Genomic DNA, 21,360 nt, shown 5'->3' with positions numbered 1-21,360 from the left:
GATCAGCGCAGGTCGACGATCCCGCAGACGAGGCTGGGCGGGGGCATGCCGATGACCGGCTCGGGCCAATGGGTGAAGGGCGGAACGGCACCCTCCTGACGCCATGTCGGCACGCGCGCCGGATCGGCCTCGGCATAGACCCATGTTCTTCCCGCGAGCGGGCCGAGCGCGAGAACGCCGTCATCGGGCAGTGACGGGCCGAACAGGCCGGCGGCTCTGTAATTCTCCTCCTGTTTGACGTCATGCGCGACGGTATTGCTCAGGCAGCCCAGCATCCCTTCCGCGTGACCCGCATTGGACGCGGCATAATAGCGCTCGATGGAAGGCGATGGCCTGTTGCCGGCTCGGTATGTGGTTCCCCGTTGGGTTTCCGCCCGTGAGCGCCTATCTCGGTCCCAGCAAATCGCTAAGCGCAAATCGGTAGGCAGGAGACATTTCATGCTCGTCGGCACCGTCAAGGAAATCAAGACTCACGAATATCGCGTCGGCCTCACGCCGGAGAGCGTGCACGAGCTCGTCGTGCATGGGCACCGGGTGCTTGTCGAGACCGGCGCCGGGCTCGGCATCGGCGCGACTGACGAAGATTATCGCAAGGCCGGCGGTGAGATCGTCGACAGGGCGGCGGAGGTGTTCGAGCGCGCCGACATGGTCGTGAAGGTCAAGGAACCGCAACCGGTCGAACGGGCGATGCTGCGCAGGGATCAGATTCTCTATACTTATTTGCATCTCGCTCCGGATCCCGAGCAGACCGCCGATCTCGTCAAGTCCGGCGTCACGGCGATCGCCTATGAGACAGTGACGGACGCCCATGGCGGGCTGCCGCTACTCAAGCCGATGAGCCAGGTGGCCGGGCGCATGTCGATCCAGGCCGGCGCGACGGCGCTGGAAAAGGCGCATGGCGGTCGCGGTGTGCTGCTGGGCGGCGTGCCCGGCGTGCTGCCGGCCAAGGTGACGGTGATCGGTGGCGGCGTGGTCGGCTTCAATGCGGCGCAGATGGCGGCGGGCCTGGGTGCCGATGTCACGATCCTCGATCGCAATCCGGAGGTGCTGGAGAAGCTCGGCACCTATTTCGAGGCACGGGCCAAGACGCGCTTTTCCAACAAGGCGAACCTCGCCGATTGCGTCGCACAGGCCGATCTCGTCATCGGCGCGGTGCTGATCCCCGGTGCGGCAGCGCCCAAGCTCGTCTCGCGCGAGATGCTTCGCACGATGAAGCCCGGCGCGGTGCTGGTCGATGTCGCGATCGATCAGGGCGGCTGTTTCGAGACAAGCCATCCCACTACCCATGCCGAGCCGACCTATGTGGTGGATGGCATCGTTCATTATTGCGTGGCGAACATGCCCGGCGCGGTCGCGCGCACATCAACCTATGCGCTCAACAATGTCACGCTGCCTCACGCCCTCAAGATTGCGGACCTGGGCTGGAAGGAAGCGATGAAGCGCGATCCGCATCTGCTCGACGGCCTCAACATATGGAATGGCATGGTCACCTGCTCACCGGTCGCGCGCCAGCATGGCTACGAAGTGGTGCCGACCGACATAGCCTTGCGCGACTAGCACGAGGCGGGCACCAGGACGGTCGGCGAGCCCATCACGGAAGGAGCGTCATGCGTTCGACATGTTCAGCGTCGCGCGGGCACGGGTTGCTGGCGTTGAACACTGCGTCGGCGCCACGGCTGGCCAATGCGCGTACCGCCAGCAAAGCGGCAGGGCGGCCGGCGCCCCGCCTCGTTGGGAACGCGTCAGTCTGTTGAGTCGCTCAGCGTTCGTAAGTCTGTTTGAGCGTTACGCCATCGATCATGAGCCCACCAACGACCATCACCGCCCCGCAGCAAGCGAAGAACAGAAGCTCGCCGCCGATACCGGGATAAACGTCAAGATAATGCAGGCCGCGCGCGCAGGCACCCATTGCGATGGCATAGATGGCCAGAAACGCTTCGAACTTCGTCTTGATGATGAAGAGGCGTTTTATACGGTCCATGGCTGAAAATGACGCAAGGTTCATGCCAGCGGCGGTTTCCGGCGATCGCGTTGGTTAATGGTTAAGAAAGTGTAAACGCCATCGACGCTTTTGGCCGTTTATCCCGTCATGCGGATCACAGCAGCGCCCTGAATTCCGCGACTACATCCCGATAGACAGGCTTTTTGAACGGCACGATCAGGTCCACGAGCTGATCGGCTTCGACCCAGCGCCACGTGTCGAATTCGGGCTCCGGCGTGTCGATGCGGATGTCGCCATCCTCGCCCTTGAAGCGCACCAGAAACCAGCGCTGCGCCTGGCCGCGATATCTGCCGCCCCAGAGCTTGCCGATGAGTGGGTCGGGCAGATCGTAAAGATGTTCGTGGGCCGAGCGGGCGATGATGTCGACGAGATGCGCGCCAACGCCTGTCTCTTCGCCAAGCTCCCGGACCAGAGCCTCCTCAGGCGATTCGCCCTCGTCGATCCCACCCTGTGGCATCTGCCAGGCATCGCCTTCCTTCGAGTCGATGCGCTGACCGACAAACACCTGTCCCTGCCGGTTTGCCAGCATGATGCCCACGCAAGGGCGGTAGGGCAGATCGGCGTACTTGGTCATCTCTTGTCACTCATTGAACGCTCCGGAGCCTCGAATGTGCCCGATTTGAAACTTGCGATGACAAGACTGGGCAAAAAAGGCAACGCTCGGGTGGTGCGCAGCTTTTCTACTTTGATTGCCAACGCCGGAAGGACTAGGGGCGCATCATCCTAGAAAGCATTAGAGTAAGCCATGGCTTCTGCCGCATCCTCCCCGACCGCACCGCTCATCACCGATGACACCGTGCCTGACGCCGTCGTCGTCCGCTTCGCGGGCGACAGCGGCGACGGCATGCAGCTGACGGGCGGCCAGTTCACGCTGTCCACGGCACTTGCCGGCAATGATCTTGCGACATTCCCCGATTTCCCCGCCGAGATCCGGGCGCCGCAGGGCACGCTCTTCGGCGTCTCCGCGTTCCAGATCAATTTCGGTTCGTCCGACATTACCACGGCAGGCGATGCGCCGGACATCCTGATCGCGATGAACCCGGCAGCGCTCAAGACGAATGTCAGCGATCTCAAGGCCGGCGGCCTGATCATCGCGGACAGCGGCGAGTTCAGCGAACGCAACCTGGTCAAGGCGAAATATGATCACAACCCGCTCGAGGACAATTCGCTCTCGCGCTGGCAACTGCTCGCCTTCGACATCAGCGCGCTGACGCTGGAAAGCGTCAAACCGTTCGGCCTGGGCAACAAGGAAGCCCTGCGCTGCAAGAATATGTGGACGCTGGGGCTAGCGCTCTGGCTGTTCGACCGTGATCGCCAGCCGATCATCGACTGGCTGCACGCCAAGTTCGCCAAGACACCCGAGCTGGCCGAGGCCAATATCGCGGCGCTCAATGCCGGCCATGCCTATGGCGAGACGGCCGAGCTGGCCGTTCCGGTCAAGCAGCTCCACCTGCCACCCGCGCCGGCGCAGGAGGGCCTCTACCGCACCGTGACCGGCGCCGAGGCGATCTCGCTCGGCCTCGTGGCGGGCGCGCAACTTGCCGGCCTGCCGATGTTCTTCGGCGGTTATCCGATCACTCCGGCCAGCGCGATCCTGCATCATCTCTCGCGCCTCAAGGAATATGACGTCACCACCTTCCAGGCGGAGGACGAGATCGCCGCGATCGCCAGCGCGATCGGCGCCAGCTATGCGGGTTCGCTCGGCATCACCAGCTCCTCGGGTCCTGGCATCGCGCTCAAGGGCGAGGCGATGGGCCTGGCGATCATGACCGAGCTGCCGCTGGTCATCGTCAATTCGCAGCGCGGCGGCCCCTCGACCGGCCTGCCGACCAAGACCGAGCAGTCCGATCTCTATCAGGCCGTCTATGGCCGCAACGGCGACGCGCCAATGCCGGTCATCGCCGCCCGCTCGCCGGCCGACGCCTTCGACGTGGCGATCGAGGCGGTGCGGATCGCGATCCAGTATATGACGCCGGTGATGATCCTGACCGATGGCTATATCGCCAATGCCGCCGAGCCCTGGAAAGTGCCGGACATGAGCGCCTACGAGCCGTTCAAGGCAACCTTCCTCGATCATGTGCCGGAAGGCGGTCTCAAGCCTTATGCGCGCAACGAGAAGCTGGCGCGGCCCTGGATCAAGCCCGGCACGCCCGATCTCATGCACCGGATCGGCGGCATCGAGAAGGAAGTGAATACCGGCCACATCAATTATGGCCCGGCCAATCATCAGGCGATGACCGAACTGCGCCGCGACAAGGTGCTGGGCATCGCCAAGGGCCTGACGCAGGACATCGCGATCGGCGAGGCGCGCGGCAAGCTGGCGGTGGTGGGCTGGGGCTCGACCTTCGGGCCGATCCATCAGGCCGTGCGCCGCGTCCGCCGCAAGGGCCATGACGTCGCCCATATCCACATCCGCCACATCTGGCCGCTGCCGGAGAATCTGGGCGAACTCCTGAAGGGTTACGACCAGATCCTCGTACCGGAAATGAACACCGGCCAGCTCAAGACCCTGCTGCGCGACCAATATCTGGTCGATGCCAAGCCGCTCAACAAAATCTCGGGCCAGCCCTTCCGCATCGCGGAGATCGAGGCGGCAATCGAGGGGATGCTCGCATGAACGACATGACCACCCTGACCAAGCCGCGCGTCGAGACCGTCCTCAAGGACTGGGAGACCGATCAGGAAGTGCGCTGGTGCCCCGGCTGTGGCGACTACGCCATCCTGAAGGCGGTGCAGCGCACCCTGCCGCAGCTCGGCGCGGACCCGAAGAACACGGTGTTCGTCTCGGGCATCGGCTGCTCGTCGCGCTTTCCCTATTATGTCGAAAGCTACGGCTTCCACACCATCCATGGCCGTGCGCCGGCGGTGGCGACGGGCGTGAAGCTCGCCAATCCCGAGCTCGACGTGTGGATCGTCACCGGCGACGGCGATGGCCTGTCGATCGGCGGCAATCACACGATGCACATCCTGCGCCGCAATCTCGACTGCCAGATCCTGCTGTTCAACAACGAGATTTACGGTCTGACCAAGGGGCAATATTCGCCGACCAGCCGCGAGGGGACGCGATCGCCCTCCACGCCGGCGGGATCGATCGACCATCCCGCCAAGCCGGCCGCCTTCGCGCTCGGATCCGGCGCGCGCTTTATCGCGCGGGCCTATGACGTCGCGCGGCAGCTGCCCGACGTGCTGACCGCCGCATACAATCACAAGGGCGCGGCCTTCGTCGAGATTTTCCAGAACTGCATCGTCTACAACAAGGATGTGTTCGCCGACTTCACCGAGAAGAAGAATGCGGACGATGGCCAGCTCTGGCTCGAAAACGGCAGGCCGATGCTCTTCTCCAAGGGCAGCAAGGGCATCGCGCTCGATCGCGAGGCGCTGGCGCTCAAGGTCGTGGACGTGGTCGACGGTGACTGGGCGGGCGCGGGCGTGATCGTCCATGACGTCACCAATCGCTCGGTCGCGCACATGCTCGTCGAGATGCCGTTCGGCGCCTTCCCGATGGCGTTGGGTGTGGTGTATGACGACCCTATCGCAAGCTTCGAGCAAGCGGTGGTCGCGCAAAACGCGCAACTCGCCAAGGGCAAGATGCCGGATTTGCAAAAGCTGGTGGGCCAGGGCCAGACCTGGACGGTCAGCGCGCGCGAGGAAACCGACGCGGCTGATGCCGGAAGCGCGGGCAGCGGGCCTGAGCTTTAAGACAGCGCCATCCAGGTGAAACCGGATGTGTGTTTCGTCCTGATCGATTCAGATGATGAGGCCATGACCGGCATCGTCGCGAGACGGTCGCTGCATGGATAATTTCACGCACAGCCTGGTCGGATGGGCGCTCGGCCAGACGGGGCTCAAGTGCAAGACCCGCAAGGGCCTCGCCGCGCTGGTGCTCGGCGCGAACATGCCGGACATTGATGTGTTTCTCGGATGGATGCCCTGGCCCCCGCTCGCGATGCATCGCGGCTTCACGCATGGGCTGATCGGCGGGGCCATCGTCATGCCTCCTCTGCTGGCCGGGCTGCTCTGGCTGCTCGATCGCTGGCAGATTTCCCGTGGCCAGAGGTTCAAGAGCGGGTTTGCCATGCGCTTTCGGTGGCTGCTGGCCTTGTCCTGGCTAGGCGCATTGACGCATCCCTTGCTCGATCTGCAGACGACGTATGCGGTCCAGCTCCTGTCGCCGTTCAGCACGCTCTGGTTCCACACCGAGACCTTGTTCATCATCGATGCGGTGATCTGGACCGTACTGCCGTTCGCCATTTGGCTCTCGCGGCGCCGGGAGCGGGCCGGCGGGGCTTGGCGCCGTCCGGCGATCGTCGGGCTCGTGGCGATCTGTGCCTATGTCGGCCTCAACGGGGTGATCTCCCTCGCGAGCCGAAGCGCCCTGCTGGCAAGAGTGCCGCATCCGCCCGAGATTCTGTTCGCGAACGAGGAGCCCGTGCTGTTCTGGCGGCGCAGCCTGATCTGGCGTCAGGACGGCCGGATCGGACGCGCGCGCTATGATCCGCTTCGCAGCCTGCGCGAGATATCGGGCATCGGGCCGGGGGTGCCCGACAACATGGCCGATCCGCTCGTCCGCCGCGCCATGACCGCAACACCGGAAATCCGCTCGTTCATGCGCTGGTCCGTGATGCCGATGGCGCGCATCGTCGAGAAAAAACGCTGCAGCGCGACCATCCTGTTCAGCGATGCGCGCTTCGGCGAGCCCGACCGCGGCGGCCTCCTTGTGCGGCGCGTGTGGCTGCCGCTCGCCGGCCCTGCTTGTTCGCCCGGCCGATAAGGCCCCGAGCCTTCGACATTGTCTTTATGGCGCCCAGACCCCATGATGGCGGCATGACGGTCCACAATCCGCGAGCGGGGCGCCAGCGCGCCTTCCTGGCGCGTGCGAAAGCGCGGGCAGGTCGTGGTTTGTGGCGCTACATGCCGACGCGGCTCTTCCTTCCCCTGATCGATCGAGTCGATACTGGCCTGATCACCGGGACGCTGGAGCTGCATTTGCCGGACGGGTCCGTCCGCGTGCTCGGCGGGCGCATGCCGGGCTTTTCCGCAATTGTGCATCTGACCAGTTGGCGCGCGCTGGCCCGCCTTGCGACGGCGGGTTCGACGGGCTGGTTCCGCGCCTGGGCGGATGGCGACTGGTCCAGTCCTGATCCGGTCGCGCTCTTCGCCCTGTTCGGCGCCAATGCGCGCTCGCTCGGCAACGCGGCGCGCTCGACCGGGCTGCCACGGCTGATCGGCAGGCTCAAGCTGGCGAGAAGGCGCAACAGCCGCAGCGGCGCACGGCGGAACATCGCGGACCATTATGACCTCGGCAATGACTTTTACGCGCTGTGGCTCGACCAAAGCCTCACTTATTCCAGCGCGCGGCCGATCCACCCCAATGAGCCGATGGAGGATGCGCAACTCCGCAAGATCGACGCGCTGCTCGACCGGCTCGACATCAGGGAGGGCGGCCGGCTGCTGGAGATTGGCTGTGGGTGGGGCAGCCTCGCCGAGCGGGCGCTGGAGCGTGCGGAGATCGACTATGTCGGCCTGACCCTGTCGAGAGAACAGCAAGATTATGTCCTCGGCCGTCTGGCGATGCCGGCGGGCGCCGCGAACGTCGAGGTGCGGCTGCAGGACTATCGTGATGCGCAGGGGCAGTTTGACGCCATCGCCAGCGTCGAGATGGTCGAGGCCGTGGGGCAGTCCTATTGGCCTGCTTACATCGATGCGATTGCCCGCCTTCTGAAGCCAGGCGGACGCGCCGCGATCCAGTTCATCAGCATCGATGATGCGATCTTCCCGGCCTATGCGGCGCGCGCGGACTTCATCCAGCGCTATGTCTTTCCCGGTGGATGCCTGCTTTCCGAGCGCCGCTTCCGCGAAATCGCCGAGACGGCCGGCCTCGAATGGCGGGACCAGACGCGCTTCGGCCTCGACTATGCCTGGACGTTGCGAAAGTGGCGCGAACGGTTCGACGCGGTCGTCGATGCCGGGCTGCTGCCGGCCCGGTTCGACGCGCGCTTCGTCGATCTGTGGCGCTATTATCTCATGTATTGCGAAGGTGGTTTCAGCGGCCGCAGCTGCGACGTCAGCCAGGTCACTCTAGTGAAGTCCGCGATGCGTCCGGGGGTGAGGCCGGGATCGTAGCGTCGATTTCCTGACGGATGCGGGCGATCTGGAATGCCATGCGCGGGAGATTTGGCTCTTCCTCGTCCAGGATCGCGTGAAAGGCGCGGCGCTTCCAATCGGCTGCGCGGGATGGCTCCGTGACCGGGCCGCCCGGCATCGTCGAGAGCAGGATGTCGATCAGCCGGTCGGCGCCGTGAAGGCGTCCCCAGAGATAGTCATTCTCGCGATAAGTGCGGCTGAAGAAGGCGCCGAAACTGTTGAACTCAATGCCGCGCAGCGTGGCCGCCGCGCCGCCGGTGCGGATCGCGGTCGCATCCTCCGGCGAGATGCGGTCGACCTTGATCGGATCATATTCGTCGAGTCCTTCGCCCTGCAGCAGCGGCAAGGTGGCGATGTCGTAGAAGGGGTAACCGAGATAGGCCTTGAGCAAGGTGCGGCGATCGTCGGAAGCGAGATGAAGCGCGGCGTTGGCGAAGCGCAGGTCGACGAGATCGTCCAGCGCCTGCAAGTCGCGCGCCTCGGCGATGACGGCAATGCCCGCGATAAGGTCGCCCGATGTCTGGCCGATCCGCTCCCGCACGGCCGCAGGAAACCAGCCGGACAGCTGTCGTTCCGAATAGAGCGCGATCGCCTCGTAGAGCATTTCCAGCATCGTCGCGCGCCCCACCGGATCGAACGTATCGTCGATCTCGCTCTCGGCAGACAGGCGCCGGGCGAGGAAGCGCAGGCGACGGACGCGGAAGGCGACGTCATGATTGCGCAGGAAGGTGATCAGCGCTTCGCTCGCGCCATCGGACGTGCCCTGGCCGACCGTATCGATCCCCGCCCCATGCAGCGCGTCGCGAAGGGTGCGGCGCAGGCTCTCGCGATCGAGCGCCGGGCGCTCGCCACCAAGCACGAACAGCAGGTCGGCAAGCTCGTCCACGATGCCGGAATATTTGAGATAGCCATAGGCTGGATAGGCGAAGCCGGCGGCGCGGGCGGCCTTCTGCTGGAGCCGCGCGCGCCAGGCCTTCAGGCGTGCGGCGGTTGGTCTGGAAAGGAACATCGTGCGACCGAGGGTGTGATCGACCGTGCGATCGATGTCCGGCCGCAACGCCTCGATAATATGTTGCATGCGGCGGATGCGGGTCGAACGGTCGGCGATAGCCTCCAGATTGTCGCGGATCGGCTGTTCGCGCGGAATGTCGCTGATCGCTCCGAAGATCGTGCGGAAGAAGCCGGGGAGGGGCCGTTCTCCGCTGGCCGTGCGCCGGGCAGGCGAGGTCAGCCGGAAGCCGGCAGCGGTCGGCGTGGGCTCGACATAGACGAAACGCCGGTCGACCGCCCGTCGGGCCGGGCGATCCTTGAGCGCCTCGATCGCCTGCGCGAAGGGGGCGTTGGCGAGAACAGAGCCGTCGATGAGGACAGCATCCTCGATCGTACCCTTGACGGCGTGCTGAGGCAGGCTGCGCGACAGGAAATCCTCACGCCCGGGCCATGTCCGGTCCCGCTCGAGCAGGACGGCATCAAGCTCACGCACGGTGAAGGGCGGGAAGGCACCGGGAAAGCTGGCCGTCGCCCGCGCCGCGAAGACCAGTTCGCTCGGGTCGGCGAACCGCCGCGGCCGGGCGCCGCGCGCGAAGAAGCTCAGGGTCAGACGGTGTTCGGTCTCGGTGACCCGCGGCGGGCTGTTGAGCCGCAGCGTCTCCTCATGTCCCGTAAAGTCGGTCGCCGTGACGAAGAGGTCCAGCGGCTGCCCCTCGGGCAAGAGCGGCCTCCCCGCCGCGCCGGCCGCCATGGCCTCGAACGCGTCGAGGAGCAGCCGCGTGAAGCCCTTGCCACCGAAGGGCGGGGCGAACCAGCGGGCGCGCACGAAATTGGAGAGCTTGCGGCGCACTTCCTCGCGCGTTTCCGGCGCGACGGTCTCGTTCACCGTATCGCCGCGCCTGCGCAGGAGCAGCCAGAGGATCGGTGCCGCCCAGAATTTGGTGAAGCGGGAGAGGGGACGGGCATCGGGATCGAGCAGGATGTCCGCATCGGCGCGGCTCAGCCACAGCGCGGTCAGCGGATCGAGCGATTGGCCGGTCTCGATCGCCTGGGCCAGGAAGATACCGTTGATGCCGCCCGCGCTGGCGCCCGCGATGATGTCCGGCAGGACACGGACCTTGAGCGCCGCCTCGTCCCGGCATGCCTCGAGAATGTCGCGGTAGATGCTGTTGCCCTGATCGTCGGTCGTCTGGTCATGAGCGCAGAAATCGCAGCTGGCGCGCGCGAGGCGCCAGACTTCCTTCGTGACGCCATGCATGTAGACGGCGAGGCTCACGCCGCCATAGCAGACCAGCGCCAGCCTCAGTTCCTTCTCCCTCATCCTGCCTAGATGACGCGCTCAGCTCGCGACGTCAAACCGCGCCCAGATCGGCAGATGATCCGACGCGTGGCGGGACAGCGGCGTCATGTGCACACCGCAGTCCCGCAGAGCGAGCGCGCCACGCCACATGATCCTGTCGAGCGCGGCGACCGGCCGTCGCGCATGATAGCTGCGGCCGCAGGGGGCAATGGCATAATGGCGAGCGAAATCGGCGAGGCAACCGCGGCCGGCGCTCCATTCGTTGAGATCGCCCATCAGGATCGTGGCGCCGGCCGGGTCATGCCCCTGCCAGAGGTCGATCTGGTGCAGCACCGCCGCAGCCTGTCGCCGCCGCCAGAGGCCGGAGAGATCGAGGTGCATGCCCAGTACGCGCAAGCGCACGCCCTTGACGTCCAGCGCCGTGGAGACGGCGCCCCGCGGTTCAAGACAGGGAAGATGCACCACCTCTCCGTTCGCGCCCTGGTCGCGCCGCACGAGCAGGGCATTGCCATGCCAGCCCATGCTCTCGAGCCGGTTTGGAAGCGCCACGGCGCGGTAGCTGGAATGCGTCTGGAGCAGCCAGTCCGGCAGGACGGCGTGGCGGATGCCGAAGCGCCGGTCCGCTTCCTGCAGGGCGACGATATCGGCATCCAACTCGTTCAGTACATCGATGATCCGCTCGGGATTGCGCCGTCGATCAGTGCCGATCGCCTTGCGGATATTGTAGGATGCCACCTTGATCATCGGGTCTCCATCCGTCGCGGAAAGATGCAAGGCAAGCCCCAACCGCATCGAACCCAACTGGACAGCGGCGCCATTCGTTCCCATGTTCACGAAAACCGCAAGGAGGACCGCGATGAAGATCGATCATGACGCGCTGGTAATGGTGGTGGATGGCGGCAAGATGCTCCTCTTCCGCAACGACGGCGACGCCACCTATCCCCAGCTCGTGGTGGAAGAGGCGCTGGAACAGGTCAATCCGGCCGCCCATGACCAGGCGAGCGACGCGCCGGGGCGCGCCTATTCATCGGACGGCACGACGGGCAGCGCTGTCGAGACCACCGACTTCCATCAGCAGAACGAGGATCGCCTTGCCGCGGAAGCCGCCGCGCTGCTCAACAAGCGGGCCCTGGCGCGCGATTATGAGCAGCTCGTGATCGTCGCGCCGCCGCGAACCCTGGGCGAGATGCGCAAACATTACCACAAGGAGCTGGAGAAGCGGCTGATCGGCGAGATTGCCAAGGATTTGACCGGGCATCCGGTGACGGACATCGAGCAGACGATCATGCACGGCTGACATCACCGCATTTTCCTATGGCGTTCCCTGTTCGTTCTATCTATGAAAGGGAATGGTCAAGCTCAAACGCCGTTTCGTCTGTCAGGCCTGTGGGTCACTCGCGCCGCGCTGGCAGGGGCAATGCGATGATTGCGACGAGTGGAACAGCCTGACCGAGGAAGCGGCGCCGACGAGCTTTTCTGCCAAGCACGACCTGCAGGCGGGCGGCCGCGCGATCGATCTGATCGGGCTCGACAGCAAAGTCGAGCTGCCGACGCGCATGAGCACGGGTCTTGCGGAGTTCGACCGGGCGCTCGGCGGCGGGCTGGTCGTCGGATCGGCGACGCTGATCGGCGGTGACCCGGGAATCGGCAAATCGACCCTGCTGCTGCAGGCGGCGGCGCGCCTGGCGCGTGAGGGACGCAATGTCGTCTATGTAAGCGGCGAGGAAGCGGCCGATCAGGTGCGACTGCGCGCGCGGCGGCTCGGCCTGGGCGATGCGCCGGTGCAGCTGGCCAGCGCGACTTCGGTGCGCGACATCCTGACGACCTTGCAAGGGCAGGGGCCGGACCTGCTGATCATCGATTCGATCCAGACGATGCACAGCGACATGATCGAGGGAGCGCCCGGCACGGTCAGCCAGGTACGCGCCTCGGCGCAGGAGCTCATCAAATTCGCCAAGAAGGGCGGCGCGGCGCTGATGCTGGTCGGCCATGTCACCAAGGACGGCTCGATCGCCGGGCCGCGCGTGCTCGAACATATGGTCGACACGGTGCTGAGCTTCGAGGGCGAGCGCAGCCATCTCTACCGCATCCTGCGCGCCATCAAGAACCGCTTCGGCGGCACGGACGAGATCGGCGTCTTCGCGATGGCGGAGGAGGGGCTGACCGAGGTCGGCAATCCCTCCGCCCTGTTCCTGACCGAGCGGGATGAAGGCATGGCCGGCACGGCGGTATTTCCCGCTCTGGAGGGGACGCGGCCGGTGCTGGTCGAGATCCAGGCGCTGACGGTGCGCCTCGCCAGCGGGGCGACGCCGCGTCGCGCCGTGGTCGGCTGGGACAGCGGGCGGCTCGCGATGATCCTCGCCGTGCTGGAAGCGCGCTGCGGCCTCAGCTTCTCGGCGTGCGAAGTCTATCTCAACGTCGCGGGCGGCTATCGCCTGCAGGATCCGGCGGCCGATCTCGCCGTCGCCGGCGCGCTCATCTCCGCCCTGTCCGAGCGGCCGGTGCCGCAGGATGCGGTGATGCTGGGCGAAATCGCACTGTCCGGCGAGGTGCGCCCGGTCGCCCATGCGCCGCTGCGGCTGCGCGAGGCGGCCAAGCTCGGCTTCCAACGTGCGCTGTTACCCGCGGCGAGCGCCAAGCAGGCGACGGGGCTGACGGTCTCCGGTTTCGCGCGCCTCTCCGATCTGGTCGACCATATGCTCGGGCGAGGAGCGGAGTGACGGGATCGGCAAGGACCACCTGTTGCCGTTCCTATCGTCATCCCCGCGAGAGCTGGGATCTCATGCGAGGACGATGGGCCTTGGCCGCCCGAGATCCCAGCTTTCGCTGGGATGACGAGAAGTCAGGGGGTTTTCGGTGGGAGCGAAATGATCGACCTGATCGGCGCGCGCAATTTCCGCGCGCTCGGGTGTTCCACCCCGCCTGAAAATGCTCTAGCGACCGAGGGATGACCGCTCTCGACATTGCCGTCCTGCTGCTGATCGGCGGCCTTGCCATTCGCGGCTTCATTGCCGGTTTCGTGACCGAATCGCTCTCCCTCGGCGCGCTGATCGCGGGGATGGTCGCGGTGCGGCTGTTTCACACGCCGGCGACGGGCCTGCTGACCGGCCTGATCGGCACCGAATATGGCGCGGCGCTGCTGGCCTTCGCGCTTGTCTTCGGCATCGTCTTCGGCCTCGGTAAATGGCTCGCGCGCTCGATTGGCGGGAGAACCAAGAGTTCTGTGCTCGGCATGGTCGACCGGCTGCTCGGGCTCGGCTTCGGCGCAGTCAAGGGCCTGCTGGTGGCGACAATCTGCTACGTGATCTTTTCGATCGGCTATGATGCGCTTTATGGCACCGAGACCAACCGGCCGGACTGGATGCGCCTGTCGCGCTCCTATCCGCTGCTTTCGGCAAGCGGATCGGCGATGAGCCAATGGATCGCGGAGAATAGTCGCCAGGGCGGGCTATTGGGCGGCGCTGAGTCCGGGAATGAGAGCGACAATGCGGTCGAGTAACCTCCCGCAGTCATTTCCCGCGCACACGGGAATCCAGGCTGGACCGCCCCTGGATTCCCGTGTGCGCTGGTCTTCCTGCTTCGTTGTGGGTTTGGCCCGCATGGCGGGGAAAGCTGGCCGATGAGCGCGCTTTACAACATCGAGGTGCTGCGCATGGCGGCGAGCGTCGCCGACTTCCCGCCGCTCGCCGACGCGCTGGCGCGCGATGAGCGGCGCTCGCCCACCTGCGGGAGCCGTATGACGGTGACGCTCACGCTGGACGGGGAGGGCCGGATCGCCGCGATCGGCCTCGATGCCAAGGCGTGCGCGCTCGGACAGGCGGCCGCCGCAATCCTGGCGCGCAGTGCGGTGGGGAAGGATCTGGCGGCGATCGAGGCGGCCAATGCGGGCTGGCGGGCCTATCTGGCCGGCGAGAGCGAGGCGCTGCCGGACTGGCCCGACCTCGCGCTCCTCGCGGCGGGCCGCGACTATCCGGCGCGCCATCCTTCCATGCGCCTCGCCTTCGAAGCGGCCAGCGCAGCGATGGCGCAAGCGCTCGGGGCGCGGCAGGCCCGTGGCTGACCCCGTTCCGGCGATCTCGGCGACAGAGCTGCTGCTCAGCGAAGGCGTGATCCTGCTCGGCGTGGCGCTGACGCTGGTGCTCATTTTCCGGCGTCTCGGCCTGGGTGCGACCTTGGGCTATCTCGTCTCCGGCGCACTGGTGGGCCCGCATGGCTTCGCGCTGGTCGGCGGCGGGCAGAGCAAGATGGACACGGCCGAGATCGGCATCGTGCTGCTGCTGTTCCTCGTCGGCCTCGAGCTCAATCCACAGCGGCTCTGGCGGTTGCGGCACGATATTTTCGGCCTCGGGGTGTTACAGGTGACGGTCTGTGGCGTGGCGCTCGCCGGTCTGATCTTCGGACTGACGGGCTTCAGCGGCGGTGCGGCGATCGCGCTCGGGCTACCGCTGGCGCTCTCTTCGACCGCGCAGGTGCTGCCGAGTCTCAAGGCGAGCGGCCGGATCAACTCGCCATTCGGTGAAAAGGCCTTCGCCATCCTGCTGCTGCAGGATCTGGCCATCGTGCCGATGATCACCATCATCGCCTCGCTCTCGCGCGCGCCGGCCGAGCCGAACACGCCCCCGGGCTGGACGCTGGCGCTCTATACGCTGGGCGCGATCGTCGGGCTGGTATTTGCGGGACGGTTTGTCCTGCGCCCGCTGCTGCGGCTCGTCGGCCGGCTCGGCGAGCGGGAATTATTCGTCGCGGTCGGTCTGTTCGCGGTGCTGGCCTCGGCCTCGCTGATGCATGCGCTGCATCTTTCGGCAGCGTTGGGCGCGTTCATCGCCGGCGTGATGCTGGCGGACTCGCCCTATCGCCACGAGATCGAGTCGGATGTCGAGCCGTTCCGCACGATCCTGCTCGGCCTGTTCTTCGTCGCGGTCGGCATGGTGCTGGATCTGGGGGTGATCGCTCGGGCGCCTTTCTTCATCATCGGCATGGCGCTGCTGCTGGTGGCGGTCAAGGTCGCGCTGATCACCGCGCTCGGGCTGCTCTTCCGCATGCCGCGCGGGCAGGCGCTGGCGCTCGGCCTGCTGCTGAGCCAGGGCGGCGAGTTCGCCTTCGTGCTCTTCTCGCAGGCGCAGTCGGCGTTGCTGGTGGCGCCGGCGGCGGCGAGCACGTTCAGCGCGATCGTGACCGTCTCGATGATGACCACGCCCTTCCTGCTGATGATCGCTCGTCGGCTTGAATTTTCCAAGGAGGAAGGGGACGTCGCAGGCCTCGACGGCCCGGAAATGGCGGCGCGCGGGGCGACGATCATCGTTGGCTATGGCCGCTTCGGCCAGACCGTCGCGCAGATGCTGATGGGACAGGGCTGCAAGGTCACGCTGATCGACAAGAAGCCGGCGCAGATCGAGATTTCCGGGCAGTTTAACATCAAGGTCTATTATGGCGACGGGACGCGCATCGACCTGCTGCGGCTTGCCGGGGCCGAGCAGGCGAACCTGCTGATCTTCGCGCATGACGACCATAATTTCTCGGCTGCGGCGCTGGCGCCTATCCAGGAAGCCTTCCCGCAGATCGGTATTCTGGTGCGGGTGTTCGACCGCCGGCAATTGCTCGATTTCAACGCGCTGGGGAACGGCGCGGTGACGCGCGAGGTGTTCGAATCGGCAGTGACGATGGGGCGGACGGCGCTGGACCGGCTCGGCCTTACCGTTCCCGAGATCGACGAGGTCGAGCGGCAATATCGCGCGAACGACCAGGCGCGCCTGGACGTGCAATTGTCCGCCGGCGTGATGGCGGCGGGGGATCTGCTCTACCGGCCGGGACGCACGATGATCCTGCCTGAAAAGTCCACGATCGGAGATGATGCATGATCGCAGCAGTGGCGGCCCTGAGCGCGGCGATAGCAATCGCTGCAGGTGCGTTCGGCGCGCATGGCGCGGCGAGCGTTCAGGCGGCGGAGTGGCTGCGGACGGGCGGGATGTATCAGCTGGTGCATGCCGTGGCGGTAATTGCGCTGGCGGGACTGCCGAACGGGCCGCGCTGGGCTCTGCTGGGCGGAAGCGCGCTGTTCGCCGCGACGCTTTATGCGATGGCGCTGGGCGCGCCGCATTGGCTCGGCGCGATCACGCCGATCGGTGGCGCGACGATGATCGGCGGGTGGCTCTGGACGGGGTGGCGGTTCGCGCGATCCGGCTGAGCGGACCCACTTATATTTGTCATTCCCGCGAACGTGGGAATGACGAAGGTTAGTCTGAGGTCTCGTCCAGAAACGCCGCCACGTCCGCCAAATCGACATCCTTGGCGAGATAGGTCTGGCCGATGCCCCTGGCGAGGAGGAAGGGCAGCGTGCCGGCGCTCATCTTCTTGTCGTGGAGCATATGTTCAACCAGCCGCGCGCCCGAAGCGCGGACGCCGGCATCGGCGAGCGACGCGGGGAGGCCCGAGGCGCGCAGATGGGCGACGACGCGGCCGACATCCTGCCCCGAACATTCGCCGCGCCGCACGGAATAGCCGAACGCCAGCGCCATGCCCGCCGCAACGGCCTCGCCATGTAGCAGCTTGTCCGAAAAGCCGGTCTCGGCTTCCAACGCATGGCCGAAGGTGTGGCCGAGGTTGAGCAAGGCACGGCGGCCGCTGGTCTCGCGCTCGTCCTCGGCGACGATCGCGGCCTTGGCCGCAACGCTCTTCGCGATAGCATAAGCGCGTGCCTCGGCCTTGCCCGCGAGCAGCGCCGGACCGTTCGCCTCGCAATAGTCGAAGAAGGCCAGATCATCGATCAGGCCATATTTGACGACTTCAGCATAGCCGGCGCGAACCTCGCGCGGGCCGAGCGTATCGAGCGTGTCCGGATCGATCAGCACGAGACTGGGCTGGTGGAAAGCGCCGAGCAGATTCTTACCGGCGCGGCTGTTGATCGCGGTCTTGCCACCCACCGAACTGTCCACCTGGGCTAGCAGGGTGGTGGGGATCTGGATGAAGTTGCAGCCGCGCTTGACGATCGCGGCGGCGAATCCGACCAGATCGCCAATGACCCCGCCACCAAGCGCGATGACATGATCACGTCGCTCGATGCCATGCTCGATCATGCGATCGGTGAGGGCTTCGAGCTGCTGCCAGCTCTTGGTGCTTTCGCCCGCAGGCAGCGTCACCAGCTCGGCGGCGAGACCGGCGCGTTCGAGCGACGCTTGCAGGCGCGGCCACTGTGCCGGCCCGACATGCGCATCGGTGATCACCAGAAACGGCCGGCTCGTGGCAAAAGGTGCCAGTGCCTCGCCTGCGCGATCGAGCAGGCCCGCCTGAATGACGACCTCATAGCTGCGCTCGCCCAATGCGACGGGTACGATGGTTGTGGTTGGCGTCATCGGCCGATCGCCTTCAATATCTTGTCGATCGTGGCATCATGCGGCGTGTCCGAGCTCATGACGCGGATCGGCGCCTGAGAATAGAAGGGTGCGCGGTCCCGCGCCAGCTGCATCAACACCTCGCGCGCATTCTTGCCCTTGAGCAGCGGTCGGCCATCGCGGCGCGAGACGCGTTCGACGAGAATGTCGATATTGGCGTCAAGCCAGATTGCCGTTGCCCGCTCGAGGATGAGGGCGCGCGTCTCGTCATTGACGAAGGCGCCGCCGCCCGTTGCGATCACCTTGGGCGTGCCATCGATCAGCCGAGCGATCACGCGCCGCTCGCCGTCGCGGAATGGCGCCTCGCCATAGGTATCGAAGATTTCCTGGATGCTCATGCCGGCCGCCCGCTCGATCTCGTCGTCGGCATCGACGAAGGGCAGGCCGAGGCGCGCGGCGAGGCGACGGCCGATGGTCGACTTGCCGACTCCCATCAGCCCGACCAGGACGAGCGAGGGAAGTGGTTCGCGCCCTTCTTCACATTTATCGTTTCGCCCCATGACCAGCGCGGCTATACAGCCGCTCACGTCCGAGGCAACCTTCTCGCAAACCGGCAAGGCCAACATATCCGCTCATGAAACTCAGCCGCCGTGATCCCTATCGTGCCCGCCGACATCCCTTGTTCTGGCTTGGCCCTCTCCTCCTGATCCTGTTCCTGGCGCTGCTTGTCGTCTCCTGGTCGAAGGGCGGCGAACAGCCGGTCGGCCGGATCGACGTGCCCGTCCCGGCCGAGAAGCTGGCGGGATAGGGGCAGGCGTGCGCATCAACCGGACCTATTTGCTGCTCGGCCTGAGTGCAGCCGCGCTGGCCATTCCCGTGCTCGCCCAGCAAAGCAGTGGCCCGGAATCACTGCTGCCACCGGGTTTCGGGGACCAGCCGGCACAGGCACCGGCCCGTCCGCAGCCCAGCCCCGGGCAGGGAAGTCCGACCTCGCCCAGCGCGCCGGCCCAGTCCACGCCGACGCCCTTGTTGCCCGACGCGGCGAGCGTCGAGGCAGCCGCGGCCGCGATGCCCGCAGCCGCCAATAGCGATGATTCCGCGGACGAGATCGGCGCCAAATACGACCTTCCGGCAACGGCGCGGCGCTCGCTCGACCTGATCGGTCCGCTCACACCCGAACTGGGCGGCCTCGAGCGGACGGCGTTCGGTCAGGGCAATGGCCGCGGCCTTGCCGCGATCATGCGTGCGACCAGCGCGCCGTTCCTGTCGCGCTGGGCCAGCATCCTCACCCGCCGTGCCCTGCTTTCTCAGACCGACACGCCGGGTGACATCAATGGCGCCGATTGGGCGGCCGAGCGTGCCTGGCTGCTGTTGCGCATGGGCGAGGCGGACAATGCGCGCCTGCTCATTCAGGGCGTCGATTCGGACAAGTTCACCAAGCGGCTCTATTCGGTGGCGATGCAGGCGCAACTCGCCACGGCCGACCCGGCCGGCTTCTGCCCTCTCCTGCCGCGCGCGCGCGATTTCAGCGACGAGCCGGGCTGGTTCATGGCGAGCGCAATCTGCGCCTCCTTCTCGGCCGATCAGGGCACGGCGAGCGCGCTGCTCAACCAGGCCGAGCGACGCGGGATCGCCAAGGGTATCGACTATCGCCTTGCGGAGAAGGCCGTGGGCGCCGGGCCGAACAGCCGGCGGTCGGTCAAGATCGAATGGGATGGCGTGGCGCGTCTCACCACCTGGCGGTTCGGTCTTGCGACCGCGACCAATGTCGAGATCCCTGCCGCATTGTTCGGCACGGTCGGCCCGCAGGTGCGCGCGTGGGAAGCGCGCGCGCCCGAGCTCTCGCTGGCGCGGCGGCTGCCCGGGACGGCAGTCGCAACTCGACTCGGCGTGTTTTCAGGCGCAGCGTCGCTCGGCTTCTATTCGGCGCTCGCCGATGACAGCACAGCGGATGACGCGGCGACCGATCGCGGCAATCTTTTGCGCGACGTCTATGCTGGAGAATCGATTCGGGCGCGGATCGATGCGATGAGGCAATATTGGCAAGCGCAGCCCGCCGACAAATGGTTCGCTGGTCCCGAGGGGGTCTATTATGGCGCTCTGCCAGTGATCGCCCGTGCCGCGGCGACAATTCCGGCTACGGCGGGAGCGGGGGAGGATACGCCGTGGCTGATCGCGGCGATGCTCTCGGGCGGCTATGATCGCAGCGCGGCGCGCTGGACGGCGGCGCTGGGGCAACTAAGCGGCGCGGCGCGCGAGCGCAGTTGGGCCCTGCTCGCGACAGGGCTGCCGACCCCGCAGCTCGACCTCTCGGCCGATCGTATCTCGGCCTTCGTCTCGGCCGACAGCAGCAAATATCAGCAGCTTGGCCATTGCCTGGTCGCGGCGCTGGGTGGCCTTGGGCGCTTGCCCGCCGCCGAGCGGGCACGCCTGCTGAAGGATGCGGGCATCGACACGGTACCGCGCCGACCCTGGGCGCGCGGGATCATGGCGGCGGCGCAGCGGCGCGAGCAGGGCACCGTCGCGCTGCTGACGGGCGTCGGCATGCAGGGGCAGAATTGGCGGGCGCTGCCGCCCCAGCAGCTCTATTTCATCGTCACGGCGCTGCATGATGTCGGCCTCGATCCCTATGCGCGCATGATCGCCGCCGAGGCCATGGCACGGCTCTGATGGCTGCATCCGAGGAGCGGCCGCCGATCAGCGCGCGCGACGCGGGGATGATTGATCGCTATCTCGCTATGCTGGCCGCCGAGCGCGGCGCAGCGCGCAACACCTTGCTCGCCTATCGCAACGACTTGACCGACGCGGCGGCACAGATGGGCAATCTGGCCGATGCGGATGCGGCGCTGGTCGGGTCGCTCGGGGCAGGCTGGGCAAGCCTTTCGCCGTCCAGCCTTGCGCGCAAATCCTCAGCCCTGCGCGGTTTCTATGCCTTTCTGGAAGCCGAAGCGATCCGAACGGACAATCCGTCTGCCGGTCTGCCTCGTCCGAGCCTACGCCGGCCGCTGCCCAAGATCCTCAGCCATCAGGATGTCGATGCGATCTTCGCGGTGATTGCCGCGCGGCTTGCCAAGACGCCACCCAACCCGCTCGACCTGCGGCTCGCGGCCTTGATCGAATTGCTCTACGGCTCGGGCCTGCGCGCGAGCGAGCTGGTGTCGCTGCCGCTGCGCTCGCTCTCGACCGACCGGCCCTATCTGATCCTGCGTGGCAAGGGCGGGCGCGAACGGCTCGTGCCGATATCGGATAGGGCTCGCGCCGCCATCGCAGCCTGGCGCCCGCATGTGCCTGAGGATGGCGCCTGGCTGTTCCCGTCCGGCAAGGCGCACCTGAGCCGGGTGCGCCTGTTCCAGCTCGTGCGCGCGCTGGCGGCGGAGGCGGGCATCGATCCCGCGCGCGTCAGTCCGCACGTGCTGCGCCATGCCTTCGCGACTCACTTGCTCGAAGGTGGCGCTGATTTGCGCGCGCTGCAGGCGATGCTGGGCCATGCCGACATCGCCACGACGCAGATCTACACACACGTCGATGCGAGCAGGCTGGTCGCACTGGTCAATGCGCGTCATCCGCTCGTTGACCTCAAGCGGCGGGGCGCTTAG

The 21,360-nt window shown here is 66.3% G+C and carries 21 protein-coding genes; 14 read left to right on the top strand and 7 right to left on the bottom strand.

Annotated elements, in window-relative coordinates; translation table 11 throughout:
- Window positions 1-2: 2 nt before the first annotated feature.
- Window positions 3-275, bottom strand: coding sequence for a carbon-nitrogen hydrolase family protein (locus tag KK488_RS01525; RefSeq protein WP_214621361.1), 273 nt, complete (start codon window positions 273-275; stop codon window positions 3-5).
- A gap of 163 nt (window positions 276-438) precedes the next feature.
- Between KK488_RS01525 and ald the strand changes: the two genes are divergently transcribed.
- Entirely contained in the window at window positions 439-1,557 is a 1,119-nt protein-coding gene (gene ald / locus KK488_RS01520; protein ID WP_214621360.1) for an alanine dehydrogenase, read from the top strand.
- A 202-nt stretch (window positions 1,558-1,759) separates the two neighbouring features.
- On the opposite strand, the gene KK488_RS01515 is transcribed toward ald, so the two are convergent.
- Together KK488_RS01515 and KK488_RS01510 are read right to left on the bottom strand one after the other, a co-directional pair.
- Window positions 1,760-1,981, bottom strand: a complete 222-nt coding sequence (locus tag KK488_RS01515) for a hypothetical protein (protein ID WP_214621359.1) — start codon at window positions 1,979-1,981, stop codon at window positions 1,760-1,762.
- 115 nt (window positions 1,982-2,096) lie between these two features.
- A complete protein-coding gene (locus KK488_RS01510) occupies window positions 2,097-2,576 on the bottom strand; it encodes an RNA pyrophosphohydrolase (protein WP_214621358.1) in 480 nt (159 codons plus the stop codon).
- Window positions 2,577-2,747: 171 nt separating this feature from the next.
- On the opposite strand from KK488_RS01510, the gene KK488_RS01505 reads away from it, so the two are divergent.
- From KK488_RS01505 to KK488_RS01490, 4 genes are all read left to right on the top strand, one after another.
- On the top strand, window positions 2,748-4,619 hold the full coding sequence (locus KK488_RS01505) for a 2-oxoacid:acceptor oxidoreductase subunit alpha (protein WP_214621357.1): 1,872 nt from the start codon (window positions 2,748-2,750) through the stop codon (window positions 4,617-4,619).
- Window positions 4,616-5,701 (top strand): 2-oxoacid:ferredoxin oxidoreductase subunit beta, encoded by a 1,086-nt coding sequence (locus KK488_RS01500; protein WP_214621356.1) that lies wholly within the window; start codon window positions 4,616-4,618, stop codon window positions 5,699-5,701. Before KK488_RS01505 ends, KK488_RS01500 begins: the two co-directional genes overlap by 4 nt.
- A gap of 94 nt (window positions 5,702-5,795) precedes the next feature.
- Window positions 5,796-6,773: a metal-dependent hydrolase gene (locus KK488_RS01495; protein WP_214621355.1), complete on the top strand. Its 978-nt coding sequence runs from the start codon at window positions 5,796-5,798 to the stop codon at window positions 6,771-6,773.
- A gap of 53 nt (window positions 6,774-6,826) precedes the next feature.
- Window positions 6,827-8,125, top strand: a complete 1,299-nt coding sequence (locus KK488_RS01490; RefSeq protein WP_214621354.1) for an SAM-dependent methyltransferase — start codon at window positions 6,827-6,829, stop codon at window positions 8,123-8,125.
- Here KK488_RS01490 and KK488_RS01485 read toward each other — a convergent pair.
- Together KK488_RS01485 and KK488_RS01480 are read right to left on the bottom strand one after the other, a co-directional pair.
- On the bottom strand, window positions 8,076-10,457 hold the full coding sequence (locus KK488_RS01485; RefSeq protein ID WP_214621353.1) for a patatin-like protein: 2,382 nt from the start codon (window positions 10,455-10,457) through the stop codon (window positions 8,076-8,078). The two genes, KK488_RS01490 and KK488_RS01485, sit on opposite strands and share 50 nt — an antisense overlap.
- A gap of 18 nt (window positions 10,458-10,475) precedes the next feature.
- Entirely contained in the window at window positions 10,476-11,180 is a 705-nt protein-coding gene (locus KK488_RS01480; RefSeq protein ID WP_214621352.1) for an endonuclease/exonuclease/phosphatase family protein, read from the bottom strand.
- 112 nt (window positions 11,181-11,292) lie between these two features.
- Between KK488_RS01480 and KK488_RS01475 the strand changes: the two genes are divergently transcribed.
- The 6 genes from KK488_RS01475 to KK488_RS01455 all read left to right on the top strand — a co-directional run bounded on the left by KK488_RS01475 (window position 11,293) and on the right by KK488_RS01455 (window position 16,620).
- Window positions 11,293-11,733: a host attachment family protein gene (locus tag KK488_RS01475; protein ID WP_214621351.1), complete on the top strand. Its 441-nt coding sequence runs from the start codon at window positions 11,293-11,295 to the stop codon at window positions 11,731-11,733.
- A 52-nt stretch (window positions 11,734-11,785) separates the two neighbouring features.
- Window positions 11,786-13,156, top strand: coding sequence for a DNA repair protein RadA (gene radA / locus KK488_RS01470; RefSeq protein WP_214621350.1), 1,371 nt, complete (start codon window positions 11,786-11,788; stop codon window positions 13,154-13,156).
- A gap of 227 nt (window positions 13,157-13,383) precedes the next feature.
- Window positions 13,384-13,935 (top strand): CvpA family protein, encoded by a 552-nt coding sequence (locus tag KK488_RS01465; RefSeq protein WP_214621349.1) that lies wholly within the window; start codon window positions 13,384-13,386, stop codon window positions 13,933-13,935.
- 120 nt (window positions 13,936-14,055) lie between these two features.
- The gene (locus KK488_RS21200) at window positions 14,056-14,496 is read left to right on the top strand and encodes an iron-sulfur cluster assembly scaffold protein (protein ID WP_250889969.1); all 441 of its coding nucleotides are present in this window, start codon (window positions 14,056-14,058) and stop codon (window positions 14,494-14,496) included.
- On the top strand, window positions 14,489-16,294 hold the full coding sequence (locus KK488_RS01460; protein ID WP_349356835.1) for a cation:proton antiporter domain-containing protein: 1,806 nt from the start codon (window positions 14,489-14,491) through the stop codon (window positions 16,292-16,294). The genes KK488_RS21200 and KK488_RS01460 overlap by 8 nt, the downstream gene beginning before the upstream one ends.
- Window positions 16,291-16,620: a DUF423 domain-containing protein gene (locus KK488_RS01455; RefSeq protein WP_214621347.1), complete on the top strand. Its 330-nt coding sequence runs from the start codon at window positions 16,291-16,293 to the stop codon at window positions 16,618-16,620. Before KK488_RS01460 ends, KK488_RS01455 begins: the two co-directional genes overlap by 4 nt.
- A 49-nt stretch (window positions 16,621-16,669) precedes the next feature.
- Here KK488_RS01455 and aroB read toward each other — a convergent pair whose 3' ends face one another.
- Both aroB and KK488_RS01445 read right to left on the bottom strand, forming a co-directional pair.
- Window positions 16,670-17,785, bottom strand: coding sequence for a 3-dehydroquinate synthase (gene aroB, locus KK488_RS01450; RefSeq protein WP_214621346.1), 1,116 nt, complete (start codon window positions 17,783-17,785; stop codon window positions 16,670-16,672).
- Entirely contained in the window at window positions 17,782-18,324 is a 543-nt protein-coding gene (locus tag KK488_RS01445; RefSeq protein WP_214621610.1) for a shikimate kinase, read from the bottom strand. The genes aroB and KK488_RS01445 overlap by 4 nt, the downstream gene beginning before the upstream one ends.
- Before the next feature lie 74 nt (window positions 18,325-18,398).
- On the opposite strand from KK488_RS01445, the gene KK488_RS01440 reads away from it, so the two are divergent.
- From KK488_RS01440 to KK488_RS01430, 3 genes are read left to right on the top strand one after another with little or no spacing between them, the layout of a single operon-like run.
- A complete protein-coding gene (locus KK488_RS01440; protein ID WP_214621345.1) occupies window positions 18,399-18,572 on the top strand; it encodes a hypothetical protein in 174 nt (57 codons plus the stop codon).
- 8 nt (window positions 18,573-18,580) lie between these two features.
- Entirely contained in the window at window positions 18,581-20,434 is a 1,854-nt protein-coding gene (locus tag KK488_RS01435; RefSeq protein WP_214621344.1) for a hypothetical protein, read from the top strand.
- Window positions 20,434-21,360, top strand: coding sequence for a tyrosine recombinase (locus tag KK488_RS01430; RefSeq protein ID WP_214621343.1), 927 nt, complete (start codon window positions 20,434-20,436; stop codon window positions 21,358-21,360). The genes KK488_RS01435 and KK488_RS01430 overlap by 1 nt, the downstream gene beginning before the upstream one ends.

This window comes from Sphingobium nicotianae (genome assembly GCF_018603885.1).
GTDB lineage: Bacteria > Pseudomonadota > Alphaproteobacteria > Sphingomonadales > Sphingomonadaceae > Sphingobium > Sphingobium nicotianae.
The sequence above is the reverse complement of the archived record's forward strand: the minus strand, read 5'-3'. Positions and strand labels throughout refer to the sequence as shown.